At 48.8% G+C, this 21,083-nt stretch carries 16 protein-coding genes; 10 read left to right on the top strand and 6 right to left on the bottom strand.

The annotated features are described in order from the left end of the window. Positions 1-116: 116 nt before the first annotated feature. Positions 117-1,160 (top strand): GMP reductase, encoded by a 1,044-nt coding sequence (locus JK154_RS08870; RefSeq protein WP_211992155.1) that lies wholly within the window; start codon positions 117-119, stop codon positions 1,158-1,160. Positions 1,161-1,196: 36 nt separating this feature from the next. Here the strand turns inward: JK154_RS08870 and hofC are convergent, their stop codons facing one another. The 4 genes from hofC to nadC form a co-directional block, all read right to left on the bottom strand. Then, on the bottom strand, positions 1,197-2,396 hold the full coding sequence (gene hofC, locus JK154_RS08875; protein WP_211992156.1) for a protein transport protein HofC: 1,200 nt from the start codon (positions 2,394-2,396) through the stop codon (positions 1,197-1,199). Then, positions 2,389-3,762, bottom strand: coding sequence for a type II secretion system protein GspE (gene gspE, locus JK154_RS08880; RefSeq protein WP_211992261.1), 1,374 nt, complete (start codon positions 3,760-3,762; stop codon positions 2,389-2,391). Before gspE ends, hofC begins: the two co-directional genes overlap by 8 nt. Before the next feature lie 2 nt (positions 3,763-3,764). Beyond that, positions 3,765-4,220 carry a prepilin peptidase-dependent pilin gene (gene ppdD, locus JK154_RS08885; protein ID WP_211992157.1) on the bottom strand — a complete coding sequence of 152 codons (456 nt, stop codon included), beginning with the start codon at positions 4,218-4,220 and terminating at the stop codon, positions 3,765-3,767. Positions 4,221-4,407: 187 nt separating this feature from the next. Next, positions 4,408-5,298, bottom strand: coding sequence for a carboxylating nicotinate-nucleotide diphosphorylase (gene nadC, locus JK154_RS08890; RefSeq protein ID WP_211992158.1), 891 nt, complete (start codon positions 5,296-5,298; stop codon positions 4,408-4,410). Positions 5,299-5,379: 81 nt separating this feature from the next. On the opposite strand from nadC, the gene ampD reads away from it, so the two are divergent. Then, complete coding sequence (gene ampD, locus JK154_RS08895; protein ID WP_211992159.1) at positions 5,380-5,943, top strand: 1,6-anhydro-N-acetylmuramyl-L-alanine amidase AmpD; 564 nt, start codon at positions 5,380-5,382, stop codon at positions 5,941-5,943. Beyond that, positions 5,940-6,794, top strand: coding sequence for a beta-lactamase regulator AmpE (gene ampE, locus JK154_RS08900; RefSeq protein ID WP_211992160.1), 855 nt, complete (start codon positions 5,940-5,942; stop codon positions 6,792-6,794). The genes ampD and ampE overlap by 4 nt, the downstream gene beginning before the upstream one ends. Positions 6,795-6,866: 72 nt before the next feature. On the opposite strand, the gene aroP is transcribed toward ampE, so the two are convergent. After that, entirely contained in the window at positions 6,867-8,237 is a 1,371-nt protein-coding gene (aroP, locus tag JK154_RS08905) for an aromatic amino acid transporter AroP (protein ID WP_211992262.1), read from the bottom strand. Between the two features lie 440 nt (positions 8,238-8,677). Between aroP and pdhR the strand changes: the two genes are divergently transcribed. From pdhR to yacL, 7 genes are all read left to right on the top strand, one after another. Next, the gene (pdhR, locus tag JK154_RS08910; protein ID WP_211992161.1) at positions 8,678-9,442 is read left to right on the top strand and encodes a pyruvate dehydrogenase complex transcriptional repressor PdhR; all 765 of its coding nucleotides are present in this window, start codon (positions 8,678-8,680) and stop codon (positions 9,440-9,442) included. 120 nt (positions 9,443-9,562) lie between these two features. Further along, entirely contained in the window at positions 9,563-12,223 is a 2,661-nt protein-coding gene (aceE, locus tag JK154_RS08915) for a pyruvate dehydrogenase (acetyl-transferring), homodimeric type (protein ID WP_211992162.1), read from the top strand. A 14-nt stretch (positions 12,224-12,237) separates the two neighbouring features. Further along, complete coding sequence (gene aceF, locus JK154_RS08920; RefSeq protein ID WP_211992163.1) at positions 12,238-14,103, top strand: pyruvate dehydrogenase complex dihydrolipoyllysine-residue acetyltransferase; 1,866 nt, start codon at positions 12,238-12,240, stop codon at positions 14,101-14,103. 212 nt (positions 14,104-14,315) lie between these two features. Continuing rightward, entirely contained in the window at positions 14,316-15,740 is a 1,425-nt protein-coding gene (lpdA, locus tag JK154_RS08925; RefSeq protein ID WP_211992263.1) for a dihydrolipoyl dehydrogenase, read from the top strand. Between the two features lie 268 nt (positions 15,741-16,008). Further along, a complete protein-coding gene (gene acnB, locus JK154_RS08930; protein WP_211992164.1) occupies positions 16,009-18,606 on the top strand; it encodes a bifunctional aconitate hydratase 2/2-methylisocitrate dehydratase in 2,598 nt (865 codons plus the stop codon). A gap of 387 nt (positions 18,607-18,993) precedes the next feature. Beyond that, on the top strand, positions 18,994-19,755 hold the full coding sequence (locus JK154_RS08935) for a hypothetical protein (RefSeq protein WP_211992165.1): 762 nt from the start codon (positions 18,994-18,996) through the stop codon (positions 19,753-19,755). A 126-nt stretch (positions 19,756-19,881) separates the two neighbouring features. Next, positions 19,882-20,244, top strand: coding sequence for a protein YacL (gene yacL, locus JK154_RS08940; RefSeq protein ID WP_211992166.1), 363 nt, complete (start codon positions 19,882-19,884; stop codon positions 20,242-20,244). A gap of 33 nt (positions 20,245-20,277) precedes the next feature. On the opposite strand, the gene speD is transcribed toward yacL, so the two are convergent. Continuing rightward, positions 20,278-21,072, bottom strand: a complete 795-nt coding sequence (gene speD / locus JK154_RS08945) for an adenosylmethionine decarboxylase (protein WP_211992167.1) — start codon at positions 21,070-21,072, stop codon at positions 20,278-20,280. Positions 21,073-21,083: the final 11 nt, after the last annotated feature.

The raw sequence follows: 21,083 nt of genomic DNA on the forward strand, positions 1-21,083 counted from the left end.
TTTTCGCAGTCTTGCGAAGCCATTATTACTGCGTATGATAGAGTCACTGGAGTTGGCTGTTATTTCGCCGAACGTATTGCTTCTGTTCACTGCCATTCGACCCAGGAATTTGCTACATGCGTATTGAAGAAGATTTAAAATTAGGTTTTAAAGATGTTCTTATCCGCCCAAAACGTTCCACTCTGAAAAGTCGTTCTGATGTTGAACTCGAACGTCAATTTACCTTCAAACATTCAGGACTGACCTGGTCAGGCGTGCCTATTATTGCAGCAAATATGGACACGGTTGGCACTTTTGAAATGGCTCGTGTCCTGGCCTCTTTTGATATTCTGACCGCTGTCCATAAGCATTATACCGTTGAACAGTGGCAGCAGTTTATTCAGACGTCTTCTGAAGACCAGTTAAAACATGTCATGGTTTCCACCGGTACATCCGATGCAGATTTTGCTAAAACCCGACAGATTCTGGCACTGACACCGAAACTGAAATTTATCTGTATCGATGTGGCGAACGGCTATTCCGAACATTTTGCTCAGTTTGTGAGTAAAGCGCGTGATGCCTGGCCTGACAAAGTCATTTGCGCTGGTAATGTCGTGACCGGGGAAATGTGCGAAGAGCTAGTACTTCGTGGTGCAGATATAGTGAAAGTAGGTATTGGTCCCGGTTCAGTTTGTACGACTCGGGTTAAAACTGGCGTCGGTTATCCACAGCTCTCTGCTGTGATTGAATGCGCTGATGCGGCACACGGACTGGGTGGGCAAATCGTCAGTGATGGTGGTTGTAGCGTGCCAGGGGACGTCGCGAAGGCCTTCGGTGGCGGTGCTGATTTTGTCATGCTGGGTGGTATGCTGGCAGGGCATGACGAAAGTGGTGGTTCCATCGTGGAAGAGAATGGCGAGAAATTCATGTTGTTCTACGGTATGAGCTCAGAATCCGCCATGACCCGTCATGTGGGTGGGGTGGCTAAGTACCGTGCAGCTGAAGGTAAAACCGTTAAACTGCCATTGCGTGGCCCGGTAGAGAATACAGCCCGGGATATTCTTGGTGGATTGCGTTCTGCTTGTACTTACGTGGGAGCGTCCCGCCTGAAGGAACTGACCAAGCGTACGACCTTTATTCGCGTTGCAGAGCAGGAAAACCGCGTTTTTAACAGCCTGTAATTGCCGCTTATGGCGCAGTATCACTGCGCCATTTCTTTAACCCATGACGTCCCCCAAATGGAAAATGGGTAAATACATCCCTATCACCAGCAAACCAATAATCCCGCCGACCACCAGTATCAAAAGAGGCTCAAGCATTGCCGTTAAATTGTCTGCTTGCTCCAGGGTTTGTTGAGTATGCCATTGTGTCAGGCGATTCAGCATTAAATCCAGTTCACCAGATTCTTCACCAACACGAATCAGCTGCCGGCATAGGGGAGTAAAGCAACGGCTGGTGCCCAGGGCTTGCCAAAAAGGCATCCCTTCGGCTATTTGTTGTTTTATACGATTGATTTGCTGACGCCAAAGTGGCTGCGGGATTGTTTTTTCAGCAGCGACAATGCCTTCTAATAGCGGAATCCCTGCATGCTGTGTCATTGTCAGAACGGCGAAGATTTGGCTGAGTATATGCCCTCGCCATAACGGCGCGATAAAAGGAACCCTCAGCAATATTCGCTGCTCCTGTATTTGCCAGTGTGGCGCACGTTTACGGAAAAAAATAAATACTGTTCCGATAAGTGTTGCTGATAATGTACCCGGCACGGCCAGGGTCGTTAACTGTTCAGCGCCGGTAATAATAGCCTGAGTCAGTGGGGGGAGTGGGGTGTTAAATGACTGATATATTTGAGCGAATTCTGGCAATACAAAGCACAGCATACCTGCACTCACCAGTATAGTTACCAGTCCAATCAGTATTGGATAGCGCAGTGCTTTATGGACCCTTTTATGTAACAGGTAGCGTTGTTCCTGCTGCATTGCCAGTTGGTGGCAACAATCTGAAAGCTTCCCTGTGAGCTCTCCTGTATGAATCAGAGCAACAAACAGCGGCGGGAAAATTTGTGGCCAGGTTTGTAATGCCTCAGCAAAGGGCATCCCCCTGACAATCTGTCTTTTCAGATCTTGCAACAGAGCCACCCAGTGAGGCCGGGAATGTTGTTCAGCGATTAAAGATAATCCATCCGTGAGAGTGAGCCCGGCCTGAAGCAAGAGTGCTATCTGTTTCATCAACTCAATTTTATGGGGCATTGACCAGCGAGTGAATAACCTTCCCCAGTCCCGCCGTGCAGAGATCAGCAGCAACTGGTGTTCTGCCAGATGGTCTTTTAGCGTAACCCGCCTGTTAATAAGTATGAGTCCCTTCTTCAATACGCCTTTATTATCAATCGCTTTCCAGCGCCAGAGCAGGGTATTAATCATTGCACTGGCCTAATACGCGCTCGAGCTCTTCCCTGCTGGTGATCCCCTGAGCCACAGCATCAAAGCCGTTTTCAAGCAAGGTCATCATCCCCTTGTCCTTTGCGACGCTTTCCAGTTCCTCTGGGGAGCTTCCCTGGGTGATTAAGCGTTTAAGTACGCCACAGACCGATAACACCTCGAACAGCGCGGTTCTGCCATAGTAACCGCCATAGCAGTGACGGCATCCTTTGGCCTGCCAGTGTATTGTGGGGACAGAGATTCCCAAGGGGGGATGCTCTACAGGAGTGTCACTTTTTGAACGACAGTGTGGGCAGAGCTTTCTGACTAACCGCTGTGCAATGATGAGGCGCAAACTGGAAGCCAGAATCTCCCGGGGAATATTAAGTTGCTCAAGACGTGTCAGCGTGCCGATAGTGGAATCGGTATGTAAAGTGGAGAGCACCAGGTGCCCTGTTTGTGCCGCTGTAACGGCAATTTTCGCCGTTTCGCTGTCCCGAATTTCACCAATCATGATGATATCGGGATCCTGGCGCAGGAGTGCCCGTAGTAAGGTGCTATAAGTCAGGCCTGCTTTGACATGAAGCTGAGTCTGGTTTAAGCCATTAAAAGGGATCTCTACTGGGTCCTCAACCGTACAGATATTGCGATGTACTTGGTTGAGCTGAGTCAGAGCACTATACAGTGAGACTGTTTTACCGCTCCCCGTAGGGCCGGTAATAAGGATCAAGCCCTGGGGTGAGGTGAGGGCCTGGTGAAAGAGAGCCGCTTCTCTCCCCGGCATGCCTAATGCCGTTATATTCAAAGGCGTTGTGGTTTTTTGCATCAGGCGCAGAACCAGTTTTTCACCATGACGGCAAGGCAGTGTTGAAACACGAAATGAGACGTGATCTTTGCCTTCTGTGTAATCAAATTGCCCGTCTTGAGGCAGGCGCTTTTCTGCAATATCCAGGCTCGCGAGTACTTTGAGTCTGGCAGTGATCTGGGCTGCTACGGAGCAAGGCAAAGGCGGTTGTGGCTGCAAAACACCATCAATACGCAAGCGAATACGGTAGGCCATTTGCCCCGGTTCAAAATGAATATCAGAAGCCCGTTGTTGAATCGCTGAACTTAATACTTCATTTAACAGGTTGGTCAGTGAGTGTCCTGATACCTCTTTATTGGCCGCCAGACTACAGGCCGCCTGCCATAACTCGATACGGCGAGCAGGCCAAATATCTACATGAATGGCTTTACTGCTAATGTCACGTAATTCGGAGAGTAAAGGTTCTCCTGTCAGACTCGATGTGGCAATTTTCAGCGCCACATCAGTGACATCCAACAGTAATGCATTATGCTGCCGACAAGTGTCGTGAAGGGTGGAGGACATTTTCATCGCATCATGCCATCAGTCGCATCATCAAAACGAAATACCTCTTCACAGGTATGACTCAGTTTGGTGTTGTCAGGTGCAATACAGTTGCGGCTCCATTGTATGGTGGCATCGGTATTGCGCCAGTGTGGAGTGAGCACCACCATCAACCCCTGCAGGCTTTCTCGCCCGGCCAGAACCACGGTACCCTGAGTGACATTCATCTCACTGATATAGCGGGTAGTGGAAGAGTGGGGGATATCATGGCTGCCACTATTACACTGTTCCAGACCACCGTGATTTAATGCACAAAGCTCAATGGCATTACGGTATGTTCCAAAAGTCTGCAGCATATCCGTCAGTGCTGCTTTGCTGATATAACCTTGATAGGCGGGAATGCCGATGGCACTTAGAATGGCGATGATAGCGATGACCACCATCAGCTCAATTAACGTGAATCCTTTCTGATAAAGCATTGTCTACTCCAGTTAGTGTGTTAGCGATACCCTGGCAGGTGATGCTAACGATAACCAGATGACAAAAAATGAAACCAGAGTGGACTTCAATGAAATCAGGATCTGTTGCAGAGTAAAACAATAAAAATGGAATCGATGACGAAATTAATCAGGCAGGGTGGGGAAAACCTCACCCTGCCTGATGATGTTATTTGAAGCGCATGGAAAGATCGATGGCCCGAATATGCTTGGTTATTGCACCGATGGAAATATAGTCAACACCGGTGTCAGCAAAAGTACGGAGCGTCTCTTTCGTGACATTGCCTGAGACTTCAAGGCGTGTTTTACCGCGGGCTATTGCCACAGCCTGACGTATTTGTTCAATGTCGAAATTGTCGAGCATAATGATATCCGCACCGGCGTTGAGTGCTTCGGTCAGTTCTTCCAGTGACTCAACTTCCACCTCAACGGGGACTTCAGGATGCATCCAGAAGGCTTTCTCTATTGCTTCACGTACCGAGCCTGACGCGATAATATGATTTTCTTTAATCAGATAGGCGTCTGACAAGCCGAGACGATGATTACTGCCACCACCACAGAGTACTGCATATTTTAATGCTGTACGCAGGCCGGGTACGGTTTTACGGGTATCCAGCAAGCGTGTTCTGGTGCCTTCGAGCAATTTTACATAAGAACGAACTTCACTGGCGACTCCTGATAACGTCTGAACAAAATTGAGAGCAGTTCGTTCCCCGGTTAATAAAATACGCGCAGGGCCCTGCAGTTCAAACAATGGCTGATTCGGGGTTATTTCGTCACCATCATCAATGTGCCAGGTAAGTTCCACACGTTTATCCAGCTGAATAAACACCTCTTCTACCCAGCGTTTACCACAGAAAATACCCTCTTCCCTTGTGATCACCACCGCATGAGAATGACTGTCCGCAGGTAAGAGTTGAGCAGAAATGTCATTGTCAGGATTAACATCTTCTCCTAAGTCTTCACGCAGCGCTTCAGAAACCGCTCTCGGAATATCAAGCGTCATTCGCTCCAGAAGCTCCTCACGTCTGTGGTCGGGATTATAAATGCGCGGTGGCATGATAAGACTCCAAATGAATAAGTGAGTAATGTTTCATGCTACTCTGAAGCGATATTAAGTACCACTCAAAGGAGAGCCAGCATGCAGCTGAAAGACGGTTGGTTATCGGATACTAAACATGTACCTTCCCCACATTTTGACCTTCGCCCGGAAGAAGAGCCACCATCTCTGTTGGTGGTACATAATATCAGTTTGCCACCGGGGGAGTTTGGCGGGCCATATATTGATGCCCTGTTTACCGGCACGTTAGACCCCCGGGTCCATCCTTATTTTGCGGGTATTGCCCAGTTACGAGTATCAGCCCATTGCCTGATTCGCCGTGATGGTGAGATTATTCAATACGTTCCATTTGATAAACGGGCCTGGCATGCGGGAGTTTCCCAGTATCAGGGGCGTGAGCGTTGTAATGATTTTTCCATTGGTATTGAGCTTGAAGGCACCGATACTGTGGCCTATACCGAAGCCCAGTATCAGCAGCTCGCGACGCTGACAGCATTACTTATAAAGCACTATCCCCAGATAGCAGAACACATGACTGGGCACAGTGACATTGCTCCGACTCGTAAAACCGATCCTGGCCCCTCGTTTGACTGGGATTACTTTCATCAGCATATTAACCGGATAATAGATAAGGAAAGCCCATGACACTGTTTACTCTGTTGCTGGTGTTAAGCTGCGAACGGTTGTTTAAAACGGGTGAACACTGGCAATTAGATAGCCGACTCGGGAGCGTATTTAAGCGAATTAAGCGCTTTTCCCTGGCAGGAACCCTGGTCATGACCGGGCTCTGCATGCTGGTGGTCTTCCTGATAATGGAAATGCTTGATGGCATACTGTTCAACTTCCCATTATTACTGTTCTGGGTAGCCTTGGGGGTGTTGTGCATCGGCGCCGGACAGGTGCGTTTACACTATCATGCTTATCTTAAAGCAGCGAATCATGGGGATGCCGATGCTTATGACGCTATGGCGAGTGAACTCACGCTGATTCACGGGGTGCAACCAGAGTGCAGTGAAAGGGAGTATCTGCAGGCATTACAGAATGCCCTGTTATGGATTAACTTTCGTTATTATCTGGCGCCATTGTTCTGGTTAGTTATTGGGGGAGCCTGGGGGCCTGTACTGCTGGTGGGGTATGCATTTTTACGGGCATGGCAAACTTGGCTGGCGCGTTTTCACACCCCACATGACCGCCTGCGTTCCGGTATTGAGTCTATTCTGCATGTGGTTGACTGGGTGCCCGTGCGGCTGGTGGGAATTGTTTATGCCTTGTTGGGGCATGGAGAGAAGGCATTACCGGCCTGGTTCGCCTCCCTGACCGATTTCCATACCTCCCAGTATCAGGTGCTGACACAGCTGGCTCAGTATTCTCTCGCACGTGAGCCTCACCACGACAGGATTAAAACGCCTAAAGCCGCTGTTTCAATGGCGAAAAAAGCCTCTCTGGTGATTGTTGTTGTGGTTTCATTACTGACAATTTATGGCACGCTGGTTTAATTATAAAAAGGCTGGCAGAGAGAATCTCTCCTGCCAGCCCTGCCTGACTCAACGAAAAAAAACCTTAAAAGACTAGGCCTTGCTGATGTCCCGTTTTCTTTCTTTAATCCAATAGCCTGCGCCTAAAACGGCAATCCATACCGGGATTAACCAGACAGAAATAGCCATTCCTGGTGTCATTAGCATGATAACCAGCACGCCGGCCATAAAGAGTAAGCATACCCAGTTCCCGAATGGATAGATCAGTGCCGGGAAGCGGGTTTTTACCCCCTGTTGCTGTTTTGCTTTACGGAATTTGATATGGGCAAGGCTTATCATCGCCCAGTTAATGACGAGGGCGGAAACAACCAGCGCCATCAAAATACCAAATGCTGAGTTAGGTGCCAGGTAGTTGATCAAGACACACAGGGCGGTAAATGCAGCTGACGTCAGCAGGGTATTAACGGGCACCCCACGTTTATCCACTTTTTTCAAGATTGCTGGCGCATTTCCCTGTTGTGCCAGGCCAAATAACATACGACTATTACAGTAAACACAGCTGTTATAAACGGACAGTGCTGCCGTCAGAACAACAACATTCAGGGCATTCGCTACAAAATTATCACCCAGCTCGTGAAAAATAAGGACAAATGGACTGGTTTCTGAGGTGACGCGGGTCCAGGGCATAAGAGAAAGCAAGATAGCCAGAGAACCGATATAGAAAATCAGAATACGATAAATAACTTGGTTAGTAGCTTTAGGAATGCTTTTTTCCGGATTATCGGCTTCTGCGGCAGTTATCCCCACCAGCTCCAGACCACCGAAAGAGAACATGATGATGGCCATCATCATGACCAGGCCAGTCATTCCATGAGGTAAGAAGCCGCCTTGATCCCAAAGGTTACTGACAGATGCTTGTGGGCCGCCGTGACCGCTGAACAATAACCAGCCGCCAAACAGAATCATCGCAATAACGGCAACGACTTTAATAATGGCAAACCAGAATTCCATCTCGCCGAATACTTTAACATTATTCAGGTTGATAATATTGATAATCACGAAGAAGGCTGCTGCTGAAATCCAGGTTGGGATCTCAGGCCACCAAAACTGGATATATTTACCAACTGCCGTCAGTTCTGCCATTGCGACCAGGACGTATAATACCCAGTAGTTCCAGCCAGAAGCGAAACCAGCGAAAGGCCCCCAATATTTATAGGCAAAATGACTGAATGAACCGGCTACGGGTTCATCTACTACCATCTCACCCAATTGACGCATGATTAAGAAAGCGATAAATCCAGCAATAGCATAGCCTAGAATAATCCCCGGGCCGGCAGACTGAATAACGGATGCACTACCCAAAAATAGCCCGGTGCCAATAGCTCCACCCAGCGCGATTAACTGAATATGGCGGTTTTTAAGGCCGCGCTTCAGCGTGTCGTTATGCTGTTGACCTTCCATTATTAAACCTCGTGACAATAGCTTGGTGCGACTGAGCCGCTTATGTTGTTGTATTAATCCACAGAGTGTAATTTTTTCTTTACGCTTCTGGTTTTCTTATTTTGCGATTATGACTTCCGCAAAGCCAAGAATAGTGTTAAATGGCAGCGTTTGCACCTGCTTTATGCAGGGAAATAAGGGAATAGGTACATGAAACGAGAGGGAATCCCCCTATACTCAGCACAACGAAGGGGTATTGAAGGATATCGGCAGGCAGTTTCGTGGCCCGGGCTGGGTTATACCCGAAAATATGCTTTATTTATGCCCTGCGATAAATGCCCTGACATGATGGTTTCCTGTCAAACCTTTATGGACAGAAGGTGAATACTTTGTTACTTTTACCGTCAAGAACTGATAATTGGTCTTACCAATTAACTCTGAGCTACCGGCAAAGATAGGGTACGATGGCCTACAGCAAAATTCGCCAACCAAAATTGTCCGACGTGATTGAGCAGCAGCTAGAAGCGCTTATCCTTGAAGGGACACTACGCCCGGGGGAAAAACTGCTTCCTGAGCGTGAACTGGCAAAACAATTTGATGTGTCGCGCCCTTCATTACGTGAAGCTATTCAGCGTCTGGAAGCGAAGGGTTTGCTGCTTCGTCGCCAGGGGGGCGGTACCTTTGTACAAAATAGCCTGTGGCAAAGCCTGAGCGACCCGCTCGTAGAACTCCTTGTTGATCATCCTGAATCCCAGTTTGACTTGCTTGAAACGCGTCATGCTCTGGAAGGTATTGCTGCGTATTATGCGGCCCTGCGTGGAACGGATGAAGACCTCGAGCGTATCAGCTATTGCCACCGTGCTATTAATGCGGCACAGGCCTCCGGTGACAGTGATGCAGAGTCTGATGCTGTCATGCAGTATCAAATTGCTGTCACGGAAGCTGCCCATAATGTCGTCTTACTCCATTTACTCCGTTGTATGGAGCCGATGCTCGAACAAAATGTTCGCCAGAATTTTGAATTACTTTACTCGCGTCGTGAAATGCTGGCGCAAGTGAGTAGCCATCGCGCCAGTATTTTTGCGGCGATTATGGCGCGCCAGCCGGAGCAGGCAAGAGAAGCCTCGCACCGTCACCTGGCATTTATTGAGGAAATATTGCTGGAACGTAGTCGTGAGCAGAGTCGTCGTGAACGCTCGCTTCGTCTTGTTCAGCAAAGAAAGGATTAAGCACTATTTTTAGTGCACGGCAATTAAAGGTAGAACCTGTCTTATTGTGTTTTGTTAGTAGAGTGCAATAAGACAGGTTCCAGATAATTAACGTATTAAACACAGATAAGGAATCCCCCCATGTCAGAACGTTTACACAATGACGTGGATCCGATCGAAACTCGCGACTGGCTCCAGGCGATCGAATCGGTCATCCGTGAAGAAGGTGTTGAGCGTGCTCAGTATCTCATCGACCAACTGTTGTCTGAAGCCCGTAAAGGTGGCGTGCAAGTCGCCGCAGGTACTGGTGCCGGCAACTATATCAACACGATAGCTGTTGAGGATGAGCCGGAATACCCGGGCGATTTGGATCTGGAGCGTCGTATTCGTTCAGCTATTCGCTGGAACGCGATTATGACTGTGCTGCGAGCGTCTAAAAAAGATCTTGAACTGGGTGGGCATATGTCGTCCTTCCAGTCTTCTGCGACCATTTATGAAGTGTGCTTTAACCACTTCTTCCGTGCGCGCAGTGAAACTGATGGTGGCGATCTGGTCTACTTCCAGGGGCACATTTCCCCTGGGGTTTATGCCCGTGCGTTCCTTGAAGGTCGTTTGAGTGAAGATCAGATGAATAACTTCCGTCAGGAAGTTCACGGTAATGGTCTATCTTCTTATCCGCACCCGAAATTGATGCCTGAATTCTGGCAGTTCCCAACGGTGTCTATGGGTCTGGGCCCGATTGGTGCGATCTATCAGGCTAAATTCCTGAAATATCTTGAACACCGTGGCCTTAAAGATACGTCTAAACAGACAGTTTATGCTTTCCTCGGTGATGGCGAGATGGATGAGCCAGAATCTAAAGGCGCAATCACTATTGCGACCCGTGAGAAACTGGATAACCTGGTCTTTGTTATCAACTGTAACTTGCAGCGCCTTGATGGCCCGGTAACCGGTAACGGCAAAATCATTAATGAACTGGCTGGTATCTTTGAAGGTGCTGGCTGGAATGTTGTTAAGGTTATGTGGGGTGCACGTTGGGACGAACTGCTGCGTAAAGACACCAGCGGTAAACTGGTTCAGCTGATGAACGAGACTGTCGACGGTGACTACCAGACCTTCAAATCTAAAGATGGTGCCTATGTTCGTGAGCACTTCTTCGGTAAATATCCAGAAACTGCAGCCCTGGTTGCTGACTGGACTGATGAGCAGATCTGGGCACTGAACCGTGGTGGTCATGATCCGAAGAAAATTTACGCAGCCTTCAAAAAAGCACAAGACACTAAAGGGAAAGCGACAGTTATCCTGGCTCACACCATTAAAGGTTACGGCATGGGTGAGACCGCAGAAGGTAAGAACATTGCTCACCAGGTGAAAAAAATGAACATGGATGGCGTGCGTTACGTTCGCGACCGCTTCAATGTTCCTGTTTCTGATGCTGAACTGCCAAACTTGCCTTATGTTAAGTTTGAAGAAGGCAGTGAAGAGTACAAATATCTGCATGGTCAGCGTGAAAAGCTGAACGGTTATCTGCCAGCTCGTCATCCAAACTTCTCTGAGAAGCTGGAGCTGCCTAAGCTTGAAGATTTCCAACAGCTGCTGGAAGAGCAAAACAAAGAAATTTCTACCACCATCGCCTTTGTTCGTGCCCTGAACGTAATGCTGAAGAGCGGTATTAAAGATCGCCTGGTTCCTATCATTGCGGACGAAGCACGTACCTTTGGTATGGAAGGCCTGTTCCGTCAGATTGGTATTTATAGCCCGAACGGCCAGCAGTACACCCCGCAGGATCGTGAGCAGGTTGCTTACTATAAAGAAGACGAAAAAGGTCAGATTCTGCAAGAAGGGATCAACGAACTGGGTGCCGGTTCTTCATGGCTTGCTGCTGCGACATCTTACAGCACTAACAACTTGCCAATGATTCCATTCTATATCTATTACTCCATGTTTGGTTTCCAGCGTATCGGCGACCTGTGCTGGGCTGCAGGTGACCAACAAGCGCGTGGCTTCCTGGTAGGTGGTACTTCCGGTCGTACAACGCTGAATGGTGAAGGTTTGCAGCATGAAGATGGCCATAGCCATATTCAGTCGCTGACCATTCCTAACTGCGTCTCTTATGACCCATCTTATGCTTATGAAGTGGCTGTCATCATGCATGATGGTCTGGAGCGTATGTATGGTGAGAAACAAGAGAACATCTACTACTACATCACTACGCTGAACGAAAACTACCACATGCCGGCTATGCCAGCAGGGGCAGAGGAAGGTATCCGTAAAGGTATCTATAAACTCGAAACTCTGGAAGGCAGCAAAGGTAAAGTTCAGCTGTTAGGTTCTGGTTCCATCCTGCGCCACGTACGTGAAGCTGCACAGATTCTGGCAAATGACTACGGTGTTGGTTCTGATGTCTTCAGCGTAACCTCCTTCACTGAACTGGCACGAGATGGCCAGGATTGTGAACGCTGGAACATGCTGCACCCAACTGAAACACCACGTGTACCTTATGTTGCACAAGTTCTGAGTGAAGCGCCTGCAGTCGCTTCCACCGACTACATGAAGTTGTTTGCAGAGCAGATCCGTAACTTCATTCCTGCCAGTGACTATCGTGTTCTGGGGACTGATGGCTTCGGTCGTTCTGACAGTCGTGAAAATCTGCGTCACCACTTTGAAGTTGATGCTTCTTATGTGGTTGTTGCGGCGCTGGGTGAACTGGCTAAACGTGGTGAGATCGATAAGCAAGTGGTAGCTGACGCTATCAAGAAATTCAATATCGATGCAGATAAAGTAAACCCACGTCTGGCGTAAGAGGTATATAGATAATGGCTATCGAAATCAAAGTACCAGACATCGGTTCTGATGAAGTTGAAATTACCGAAATTCTGGTCAAAGTAGGCGATAAAGTTGAAGCTGAACAATCGCTTATTACCGTAGAAGGCGACAAAGCCTCTATGGAAGTTCCATCCCCACAAGCGGGTATTGTTAAAGAGATCAAAGTCTCTGTGGGTGATAAAACTGAGACCGGCAAACTGATTATGATTTTTGATTCTGCTGAAGGTGCAGCAGCCGCTGCGCCAGCTAAAGCAGAAGAGAGCAAATCAGCCGCACCAGCAGCCCCTGCAGCCAGTGCTGCAAAAGATGTCAACGTACCAGACATCGGTGGTGATGAAGTTGAAGTCACTGAAATCATGGTTAAAGTTGGCGATACCGTTACAGCTGAACAGTCACTGATCACCGTGGAAGGCGATAAAGCGTCCATGGAAGTTCCGGCACCTTTTGCTGGTACCGTGAAAGAGATCAAAATTGCTGTTGGCGATAAAGTCTCTACGGGTTCACTTATCATGGTTTTCGCCGTGGAAGGCGCTGCTCCAGCAGCAGCTCCGGCTGCCGCAGCACCAGCTCCAGCCGCCGCAGCGGCTGCATCCGGGCCGAAGAATGTCAATGTGCCTGACATTGGTGGTGATGAAGTTGAAGTGACTGAAGTGATGGTTAAAGTCGGCGACAAAATTACCGCTGAACAATCGCTGATCACAGTGGAAGGCGATAAAGCCTCCATGGAAGTTCCTGCGCCATTTGCCGGTACCGTAAAAGAGATCAAAATTGCCGTGGGTGATAAAGTCTCTACGGGTTCACTGATTATGGTCTTTGAAGTTGAAGGTGCTGCACCAGTAGCAGCGGCCCCGGCTGCGGCTGCACCAGCCCCTGTGGCTCAATCAGCTGCCCCAGCGGCGAAAGCTGAAGGCAAGTCTGAGTTCGCTGAGAATGATGCCTACGTTCACGCAACACCACTGATTCGCCGCCTGGCGCGTGAGTTTGGTGTTAACCTGGCGAAAGTCAAAGGAACCGGACGTAAAGGCCGTATCCTGCGTGAAGACGTTCAGACCTATGTTAAAGATGCGGTTAAACGTGCTGAAGCGGCTCCAGCAGCTAGCGGTGGCGGTCTCCCAGGCATGCTGCCATGGCCGAAAGTTGATTTCAGCAAGTTTGGTGAAGTTGAAGAAGTCGAATTGGGTCGTATCCAGAAAATCTCTGGTGCTAACCTGAGCCGTAACTGGGTCGTTATCCCACATGTTACGCATTTCGATAAAACAGATATCACTGATCTGGAAGCTTTCCGTAAGCAGCAAAACGTTGAGGCTGAGAAGCGTAAACTGGACGTGAAAATCACCCCAGTCGTCTTTATCATGAAAGCTGTTGCAGCCGCTCTTGAGCAGTTGCCTCGTTTTAACAGCTCTCTGTCTGAAGATGCTCAAAGACTGACACTGAAGAAATATATCAATATCGGTGTGGCTGTTGATACGCCAAACGGTTTGGTTGTGCCAGTATTCAAAGATGTGAACAAGAAAGGCATCATTGAATTGTCACGGGAACTGTTGGAAGTCTCTAAAAAGGCACGTGCTGGTAAGCTGACCGCTGGTGATATGCAGGGTGGGTGCTTCACTATCTCCAGTCTGGGTGGTATCGGTACGACCCACTTTGCCCCAATCGTCAATGCGCCAGAAGTGGCCATTCTTGGTGTATCCAAGTCGGCGATGGAGCCTGTCTGGAACGGTAAAGAGTTTGTACCGCGTCTGATGATGCCAATCTCGCTCTCCTTCGACCACCGTGTTATCGATGGTGCGGATGGGGCTCGATTCATTACCATTATCAATAACACGCTGTCAGACATTCGCCGTCTGGTGATGTAATTGACGAAGCCGGCCAGACGGCCGGCTTTTTTCTGTTAATCTCATCAAGTTATCTGAGATTAACGGATGCATATCTAAGACGTTTTGCCGTTTGTTGTTTCAAAAATGTTACCCATTTTGTAAAATAGCGATGGATAGAACGTCCCGGTGGAGAATAGACGTTAGGATAATGATTTAACGTCAGGCTGCCGGAAACCAATTAAGAGGTCATGATGAGTACTGAAATCAAAACTCAGGTCGTGGTACTTGGGGCAGGCCCTGCAGGTTACTCTGCTGCTTTCCGTTGTGCAGACCTGGGTCTGGAAACCGTTCTGGTTGAGCGTTACAGCACCCTGGGCGGTGTTTGTCTGAACGTTGGCTGTATCCCTTCTAAAGCTTTACTGCACGTTGCTAAAGTGATCGAAGAAGCGAAAGCGCTGGCTGAACATGGCATTGTTTTCGGTGAGCCAAAAACAGATATCGACAAAATCCGTACCTGGAAAGAGAAAGTTATCACCCAACTGACGGGTGGCCTTTCTGGTATGGCTAAAGGTCGTAAAGTTAAAGTCGTTAATGGTGTTGCTAAATTTACCGGTGCAAATACCCTGGTGGTTGAAGGTGAAAATGGCGCAACAACCGTTAACTTTGATAATGCAATCATTGCGGCGGGTTCTCGTCCAATTGAATTGCCATTTATCCCACATCACGATCCTCGTATTTGGGACTCCACTGATGCTCTCGAGCTGAAAACCGTGCCTGAACGCCTGCTGGTCATGGGTGGTGGTATCATCGGTCTGGAAATGGGTACAGTCTACCATGCCCTGGGCTCAGATATTGATGTGGTTGAAATGTTTGACCAGGTGATTCCAGCTGCAGACAAAGACGTTGTTAAAGTCTTTACTAAGCGTATCAGTAAGAAATTTAACCTGATTCTGGAAACTAAAGTCACCGCTGTTGAAGCCAAAGAAGACGGCATTTATGTGACGATGGAAGGCAAAAAAGCGCCAACCGAGCCACAACGTTATGACGCGGTACTGGTTGCTATCGGCCGTGTACCTAACGGTAAAAATCTCGATGCAGGCAAAGCCGGCGTTGAAGTGGATGACCGTGGCTTTATCCGTGTTGATAAGCAAATGCGCACTAACGTGCCACACATTTTTGCTATCGGTGATATCGTTGGTCAGCCAATGCTGGCACACAAAGGTGTTCATGAAGGTCACGTAGCTGCTGAAGTTATCTCTGGTCTGAAGCATTACTTCGATCCGAAAGTCATTCCTTCTATTGCTTACACTGAGCCAGAAGTTGCCTGGGTTGGCCTGACCGAGAAAGAAGCGAAAGAAAAAGGGATAAGCTACGAAACAGCGACCTTCCCATGGGCCGCATCTGGCCGTGCCATCGCTTCTGATTGTGCAGACGGTATGACCAAACTGATTTTCGACAAAGAAACTCACCGTGTTATCGGCGGGGCGATTGTCGGCACCAACGGTGGCGAACTGCTGGGTGAGATTGGCCTGGCGATTGAAATGGGTTGTGATGCTGAAGACTTGGCTCTCACTATCCATGCCCACCCGACGCTGCACGAATCTGTAGGTCTGGCTGCCGAAATTTTCGAAGGTAGCATCACTGACTTGCCGAACGCGAAAGCGAAGAAAAAGTAATCGTTCATACATTGCTTTTTATCTAAAAAAACGATCCATTACGGGTCGTTTTTTTGTTTATGGGGTATAACGGAACGTAATCTATTAACCTTAACGATTCAGCTAGTATTTAATGTTGCTTTTTTGTAAACACATTAACAGCGGCTATAAATCCTGCTATGCTGCCCGATGCGAGGCCGGGCATTGATACCCTACAAACTGTTGCCCACAGGAGCGTGAAGAGATAAGCCTGGTTGCGCCATATGATAATGAAAGCGAGGAGAATGTCGTGCTAGAAGAATACCGTAAGCACGTGGCTGAGCGTGCAGCTGAAGGGATTGTTCCAAAACCCTTAGATGCGACTCAAATGGCCGCATTGGTTGAACTGTTAAAAAATCCACCGGTAGGCGAAGAAGCATTCCTGCTGGACTTAATTACCAACCGTGTTCCACCAGGTGTTGATGAAGCCGCTTATGTCAAAGCGGGCTTCCTGGCTGCCCTGGCCAAGGGTGAAGCTACCTCTTCACTGATTTCCCCTGAGAGGGCGATTGAACTGCTCGGCACGATGCAGGGGGGGTACAATATTCATCCCCTTATTGATGCACTTGATAATGAAGTGCTGGCGCCAATTGCTGCCAAGGCTCTTTCCCATACCTTGCTGATGTTTGATAACTTCTATGATGTAGAAGAAAAAGCAAAAGCCGGCAATAAATATGCCCAACAGGTTGTTAAGTCCTGGGCGGATGCCGAATGGTTCCTGTCCCGACCAAAGCTCGCTGAGAAAATTACGGTTACCGTATTTAAAGTTACGGGTGAAACCAACACTGACGACCTCTCTCCCGCACCTGATGCCTGGTCAAGACCTGATATTCCTCTTCATGCTTTGGCAATGCTGAAAACGGCCCGTGAAGGTATTGAGCCGGATAACAACGGTGTTATTGGTCCGATTAAACAAATCGAAGCGTTGAGCCAGAAAGGGTTCCCGTTAGCCTATGTAGGTGACGTTGTGGGTACCGGCTCATCTCGTAAGTCCGCCACTAACTCTGTACTGTGGTTTATGGGGGAAGACATTCCGTTTGTTCCTAATAAACGGGGCGGCGGTGTGGTTCTCGGTGGCAAAATTGCTCCCATTTTCTTTAATACCATGGAAGATGCCGGCGCTTTACCTGTTGAGGTGGATGTCTCCGACCTGAATATGGGAGATGTTATTGATATCTACCCTTATCTTGGTGAAGTACGTAACCATGATACCAATGAATTGCTCGCTTCTTTTGCATTAAAAACAGACGTTCTGTTGGATGAAGTTCGTGCCGGCGGGCGTATTCCACTGATCATCGGCCGTGGCCTGACAACCAAAGCACGTGAAGCATTATCCCTGCCACACAGTGATGTATTCGTGCAGGCTAAAGACGTGGCTGAAAGCGCTCGTGGTTACTCCCTGGCACAAAAAATGGTCGGGCGTGCTTGTGGCGTGGCTGGCGTTCGTCCAGGTGCTTACTGTGAGCCGAAAATGACCTCTGTCGGTTCTCAGGATACGACGGGCCCAATGACGCGTGATGAGTTAAAAGACTTGGCATGTCTGGGTTTCTCTGCAGATTTAGTCATGCAGTCATTTTGCCACACGGCGGCTTATCCAAAACCGGTTGATGTCACGACGCACCACACACTACCAGACTTCATTATGAACCGTGGTGGGGTTTCCCTGCGTCCAGGGGACGGTGTTATCCATTCCTGGCTGAACCGTATGCTGCTACCAGACACTGTAGGAACGGGTGGAGATTCTCATACCCGTTTCCCTATTGGTATCTCCTTCCCGGCAGGGTCCGGGCTGGTTGCGTTTGCTGCCGCCACAGGTGTCATGCCACTGGATATGCCTGAGTCAGTGCTGGTGCGTTTTAAAGGTGAAATGCAACCCGGTATCACCCTGCGTGATTTGGTTCATGCGATTCCACTGTATGCTATTCGGCAGGGGCTGCTGACGGTTGAGAAAAAAGGGAAGAAAAATATCTTCTCAGGCCGCATTCTTGAAATCGAAGGCCTGCCAACGTTAAAAGTTGAGCAAGCGTTTGAACTCACGGATGCTTCTGCCGAGCGCTCTGCTGCTGGTTGTACCATTAAGCTGGATCGTGAACCCATTGAAGAATACTTGCACTCCAATATCGTGTTGCTGAAGTGGATGATCGCGGAAGGTTATGGTGATCGTCGCACGATTGAGCGTCGGATTCAGGGCATGGAAAAATGGCTGGCAGATCCACAATTGCTGGAAGCCGATGCGGACGCAGAATATGCCGCGGTGATCGAAATTGATCTGGCTGATATCAAAGAGCCAATTATCTGTGCTCCTAACGATCCTGATGATGCGCGTCTGCTGTCTGCTGTTGCTGGTGAGAAGATCGATGAAGTATTTATCGGTTCTTGCATGACCAATATTGGACATTTCCGCGCGGCGGGTAAACTGCTGGATAGTTATAAAGGGCAACTGCCAACCCGCCTGTGGGTGGCTCCGCCAACCCGTATGGATGCTGCACAGTTAACCGAAGAAGGTTACTACAGTGTGTTTGGTAAGAGTGGTGCGCGTATTGAGATCCCAGGTTGTTCCTTGTGCATGGGTAACCAGGCTCGAGTGGCAGATGGTGCGACAGTGGTGTCGACTTCTACGCGTAACTTCCCGAACCGTTTAGGGACGGGGGCTAATGTCTTCCTGGCATCTGCAGAACTGGCCGCGGTATCTTCCCTGCTGGGTAAATTGCCTACCCCGGAAGAATATCAGAGCTATATCGCTCAGGTGGATAAAACCGCGGCAGACACTTACCGTTACCTGAACTTTGACCAGCTCAGTCAGTACACAGACAAAGCAGACGGGGTCATTTTTCAGACCGGAGTGTGAGGCTCACTCACGAGTACTGAATAAAAACTGAAATAAAATGGCGACCCAGCAGGTCGCCATTTTTAATCCTGTCGAATGCCTGTGCTATGTTGTCACCGACCGATACTCATCACGTTTCTGTCACCTTTAATACCCGCCGCTACAAGGCCCTGGTTTACCCCGAAAAATAACCGGAAAATGGCTCCCGCTAACGAGTCAGGCATGATACTTTGTTGCCCGCTCCAAAGGGGCATGAAATATAAATAGCTTGAGCCAGTCTCTGAGAAAGTGAACAACGATAATCTGACACAGAATTGTCTTAGATTGTTCTGATGCCATTAAGAAGAAGCCTGATCCTGGTTATATTATGTTAAAGATAACAACTGACTAACAGGAAACTGACACACTATGATCCAGCGTATTGCCCCGTTCCTGATAGGGATAACTTTTCTCATCAACGGATGCGCGAACACACAGGATAAGCAGAGTGCTGCTGATTTTAACGACGGGTCTACGCTGCTTAAAGTGGCACATCTTGCCTCTCCAACGGCGGATGGCTCTGCTTTATTTATCACTGTCGACGGTAAGGATGCTGGCTTTCTGCCGGTAGGGCAGGCGATACTGCTCCATGTTCCCGCAGGTAAGCATGAGGTCGGTGGCTATGCGCGCTCACTGATAGGCCATGTGACGATCCCTGGCATAACGGTAACAACCTCATTGGATGTACCGCGTTTTGTTGCTTACAAGGTGACGCAATACGATCCACTCTTTACGCTGCGCGGGATCGATCCACTCCCTCAGTCGGCACCGCTGCCGGAAAAGCAGGTCGCTAAATCTGAGCCTCTGCCACAGCCCAAAATAGTGGAACTCAGTACTCCAGAGAACAATACCGTCTCGGATACATCCAGCACACCCACTCCTGAGGCAAATCCGACCCCAGTAGCTCAGGAAAATGCTTCACAGCCAGCGCCAGCGGTGATCAGCGCGACGCCGGCACTTCCTCCGGTAATCACTGATAGCTCCCAGGGGGCAGTTTCTGACGCTAATGCTGTTGATGCCGCCACGGATGCATCCCAGACCGTGCCGCCCCCACAGACCCAAATATCTACTTCCAGTGACGCTTCAGCCTCCGGGCAGCCAGCAGCCCCGCAATCCACGAAAACACCATGATCAACAGACAGGCGCGAGTCGCCTGTTTCAACGCCTAAAAAGCCACGCACCGACAAGGTTTTCTTGCGATAATGGCGTCAGTGGTGCTGGCGATGCTGGCGGTTAAACACGAAACAGGAAAACATCATGGAATATGAATTTTTACGGGATATCACAGGCCAGGTTCGTGTCCGGATGTCAATGGGCCATGAGGTCGTGGGACACTGGTTTAATGAAGAGGTTAAGGGGAACATGGCGCTGCTGGACGAGATTGAGCAAGCCGTGTTATCCCTCAAGGGGAGTGAGCGCCAGTGGCAGTTAGTGGGACATGAATATACCCTGTGGCTGGATAGCGAAGAAGTTATGATCCGCGCGAATCAACTGGCTATTACAGGGGACGAAATGGAAGAAGGCATGAGCTACTACGACGAAGAGAGCCTCTCATTTTGTGGTGTTGAGGATTTTCTGCGGGTAGCTCACGCTTACCGTGAGTTTTTACTGTCCCGCTAAGAGGTGGAGCATTGATGCTCCACACTGTCATGCCTATATTGCGGGAATATTCCGCGCGTAGTAAATCTCACGCATCTCTTTCCACAGCAGGCTGGTAATCATTTCACGTTCCTCATGGCTGAGGTCTTCCGGGTTGGTATTAAACAGATAATGTTTAAGATCAAACTCTTTCAGTAGCATCTTCGTGTGGAAGATATTTTCCTGATACACATTCACATCCACCATGTCGTACAGGGCTTTCATATCCTCAGACATAAAATTCTGAATCGAATTAATTTCATGATCGATAAAATGTTTCATCCCCTGTACGTCACGGGTAAAACCGCGAACCCGATAGTCGATGGTCACAATATCACTCTCAAGCTGGTGAATCAGGTAGTTGAGAGCATTCAGTGGTGAAATAACCCCACAAGTAGAGACTTCAATATCTGCCCTGAAAGTACATAGCCCACCTTCCGGGTGGCTTTCTGGATAGGTATGCACACAGATATGACTCTTATCAAGGTGGGCAACAATAGCGTCGGGGAGCGGGCCGGGGCGTTCAGACTGGTCGATACTCTGTGGATCTATGGGTTCTTCGCTGACCAAAATCGTGACACTGGCACCCTGTGGCTCATAATCTTGCCGGGCAATATTTAAAATATTAGCCCCAATAATGGAGCACGTCTCACTGAGGATCTCGGTGAGGCGATTGGCGTTATACAGTTCATCAATGTAAGCGATATAACCATCACGCTGGGCCGCTGTTTTGGCATAGCAGATATCATAGATACAAAAACTCAGGCTTTTGGTCAGATTGTTAAAGCCGTGCAGTTTCAGTTTTTTCAATTTATGTTTTT

Origin of the sequence: Citrobacter sp. JGM124, from assembly GCF_018257795.1 — a bacterium.
Taxonomy (GTDB): domain Bacteria; phylum Pseudomonadota; class Gammaproteobacteria; order Enterobacterales; family Enterobacteriaceae; genus JGM124.

Excerpts from the sequence above, each read along its gene's own strand:
- lpdA (WP_211992263.1), top strand. The coding sequence starts at position 14,316 with ATGAGTACTGAAATCAAAACTCAGGTCGTGGTACTTGGGGCAGGCCCT.
- JK154_RS08870 (WP_211992155.1), top strand. The coding sequence starts at position 117 with ATGCGTATTGAAGAAGATTTAAAATTAGGTTTTAAAGATGTTCTTATC.
- yacL (WP_211992166.1), top strand. The coding sequence starts at position 19,882 with ATGGAATATGAATTTTTACGGGATATCACAGGCCAGGTTCGTGTCCGG.
- aceF (WP_211992163.1), top strand. The coding sequence starts at position 12,238 with ATGGCTATCGAAATCAAAGTACCAGACATCGGTTCTGATGAAGTTGAA.
- ampD (WP_211992159.1), top strand. The coding sequence starts at position 5,380 with ATGCAGCTGAAAGACGGTTGGTTATCGGATACTAAACATGTACCTTCC.
- gspE (WP_211992261.1), bottom strand. The coding sequence starts at position 3,762 with ATGTCCTCCACCCTTCACGACACTTGTCGGCAGCATAATGCATTACTG.
- pdhR (WP_211992161.1), top strand. The coding sequence starts at position 8,678 with ATGGCCTACAGCAAAATTCGCCAACCAAAATTGTCCGACGTGATTGAG.
- JK154_RS08935 (WP_211992165.1), top strand. The coding sequence starts at position 18,994 with ATGATCCAGCGTATTGCCCCGTTCCTGATAGGGATAACTTTTCTCATC.
- aceE (WP_211992162.1), top strand. The coding sequence starts at position 9,563 with ATGTCAGAACGTTTACACAATGACGTGGATCCGATCGAAACTCGCGAC.
- nadC (WP_211992158.1), bottom strand. The coding sequence starts at position 5,298 with ATGCCACCGCGCATTTATAATCCCGACCACAGACGTGAGGAGCTTCTG.
- ppdD (WP_211992157.1), bottom strand. The coding sequence starts at position 4,220 with ATGCTTTATCAGAAAGGATTCACGTTAATTGAGCTGATGGTGGTCATC.
- hofC (WP_211992156.1), bottom strand. The coding sequence starts at position 2,396 with ATGATTAATACCCTGCTCTGGCGCTGGAAAGCGATTGATAATAAAGGC.
- ampE (WP_211992160.1), top strand. The coding sequence starts at position 5,940 with ATGACACTGTTTACTCTGTTGCTGGTGTTAAGCTGCGAACGGTTGTTT.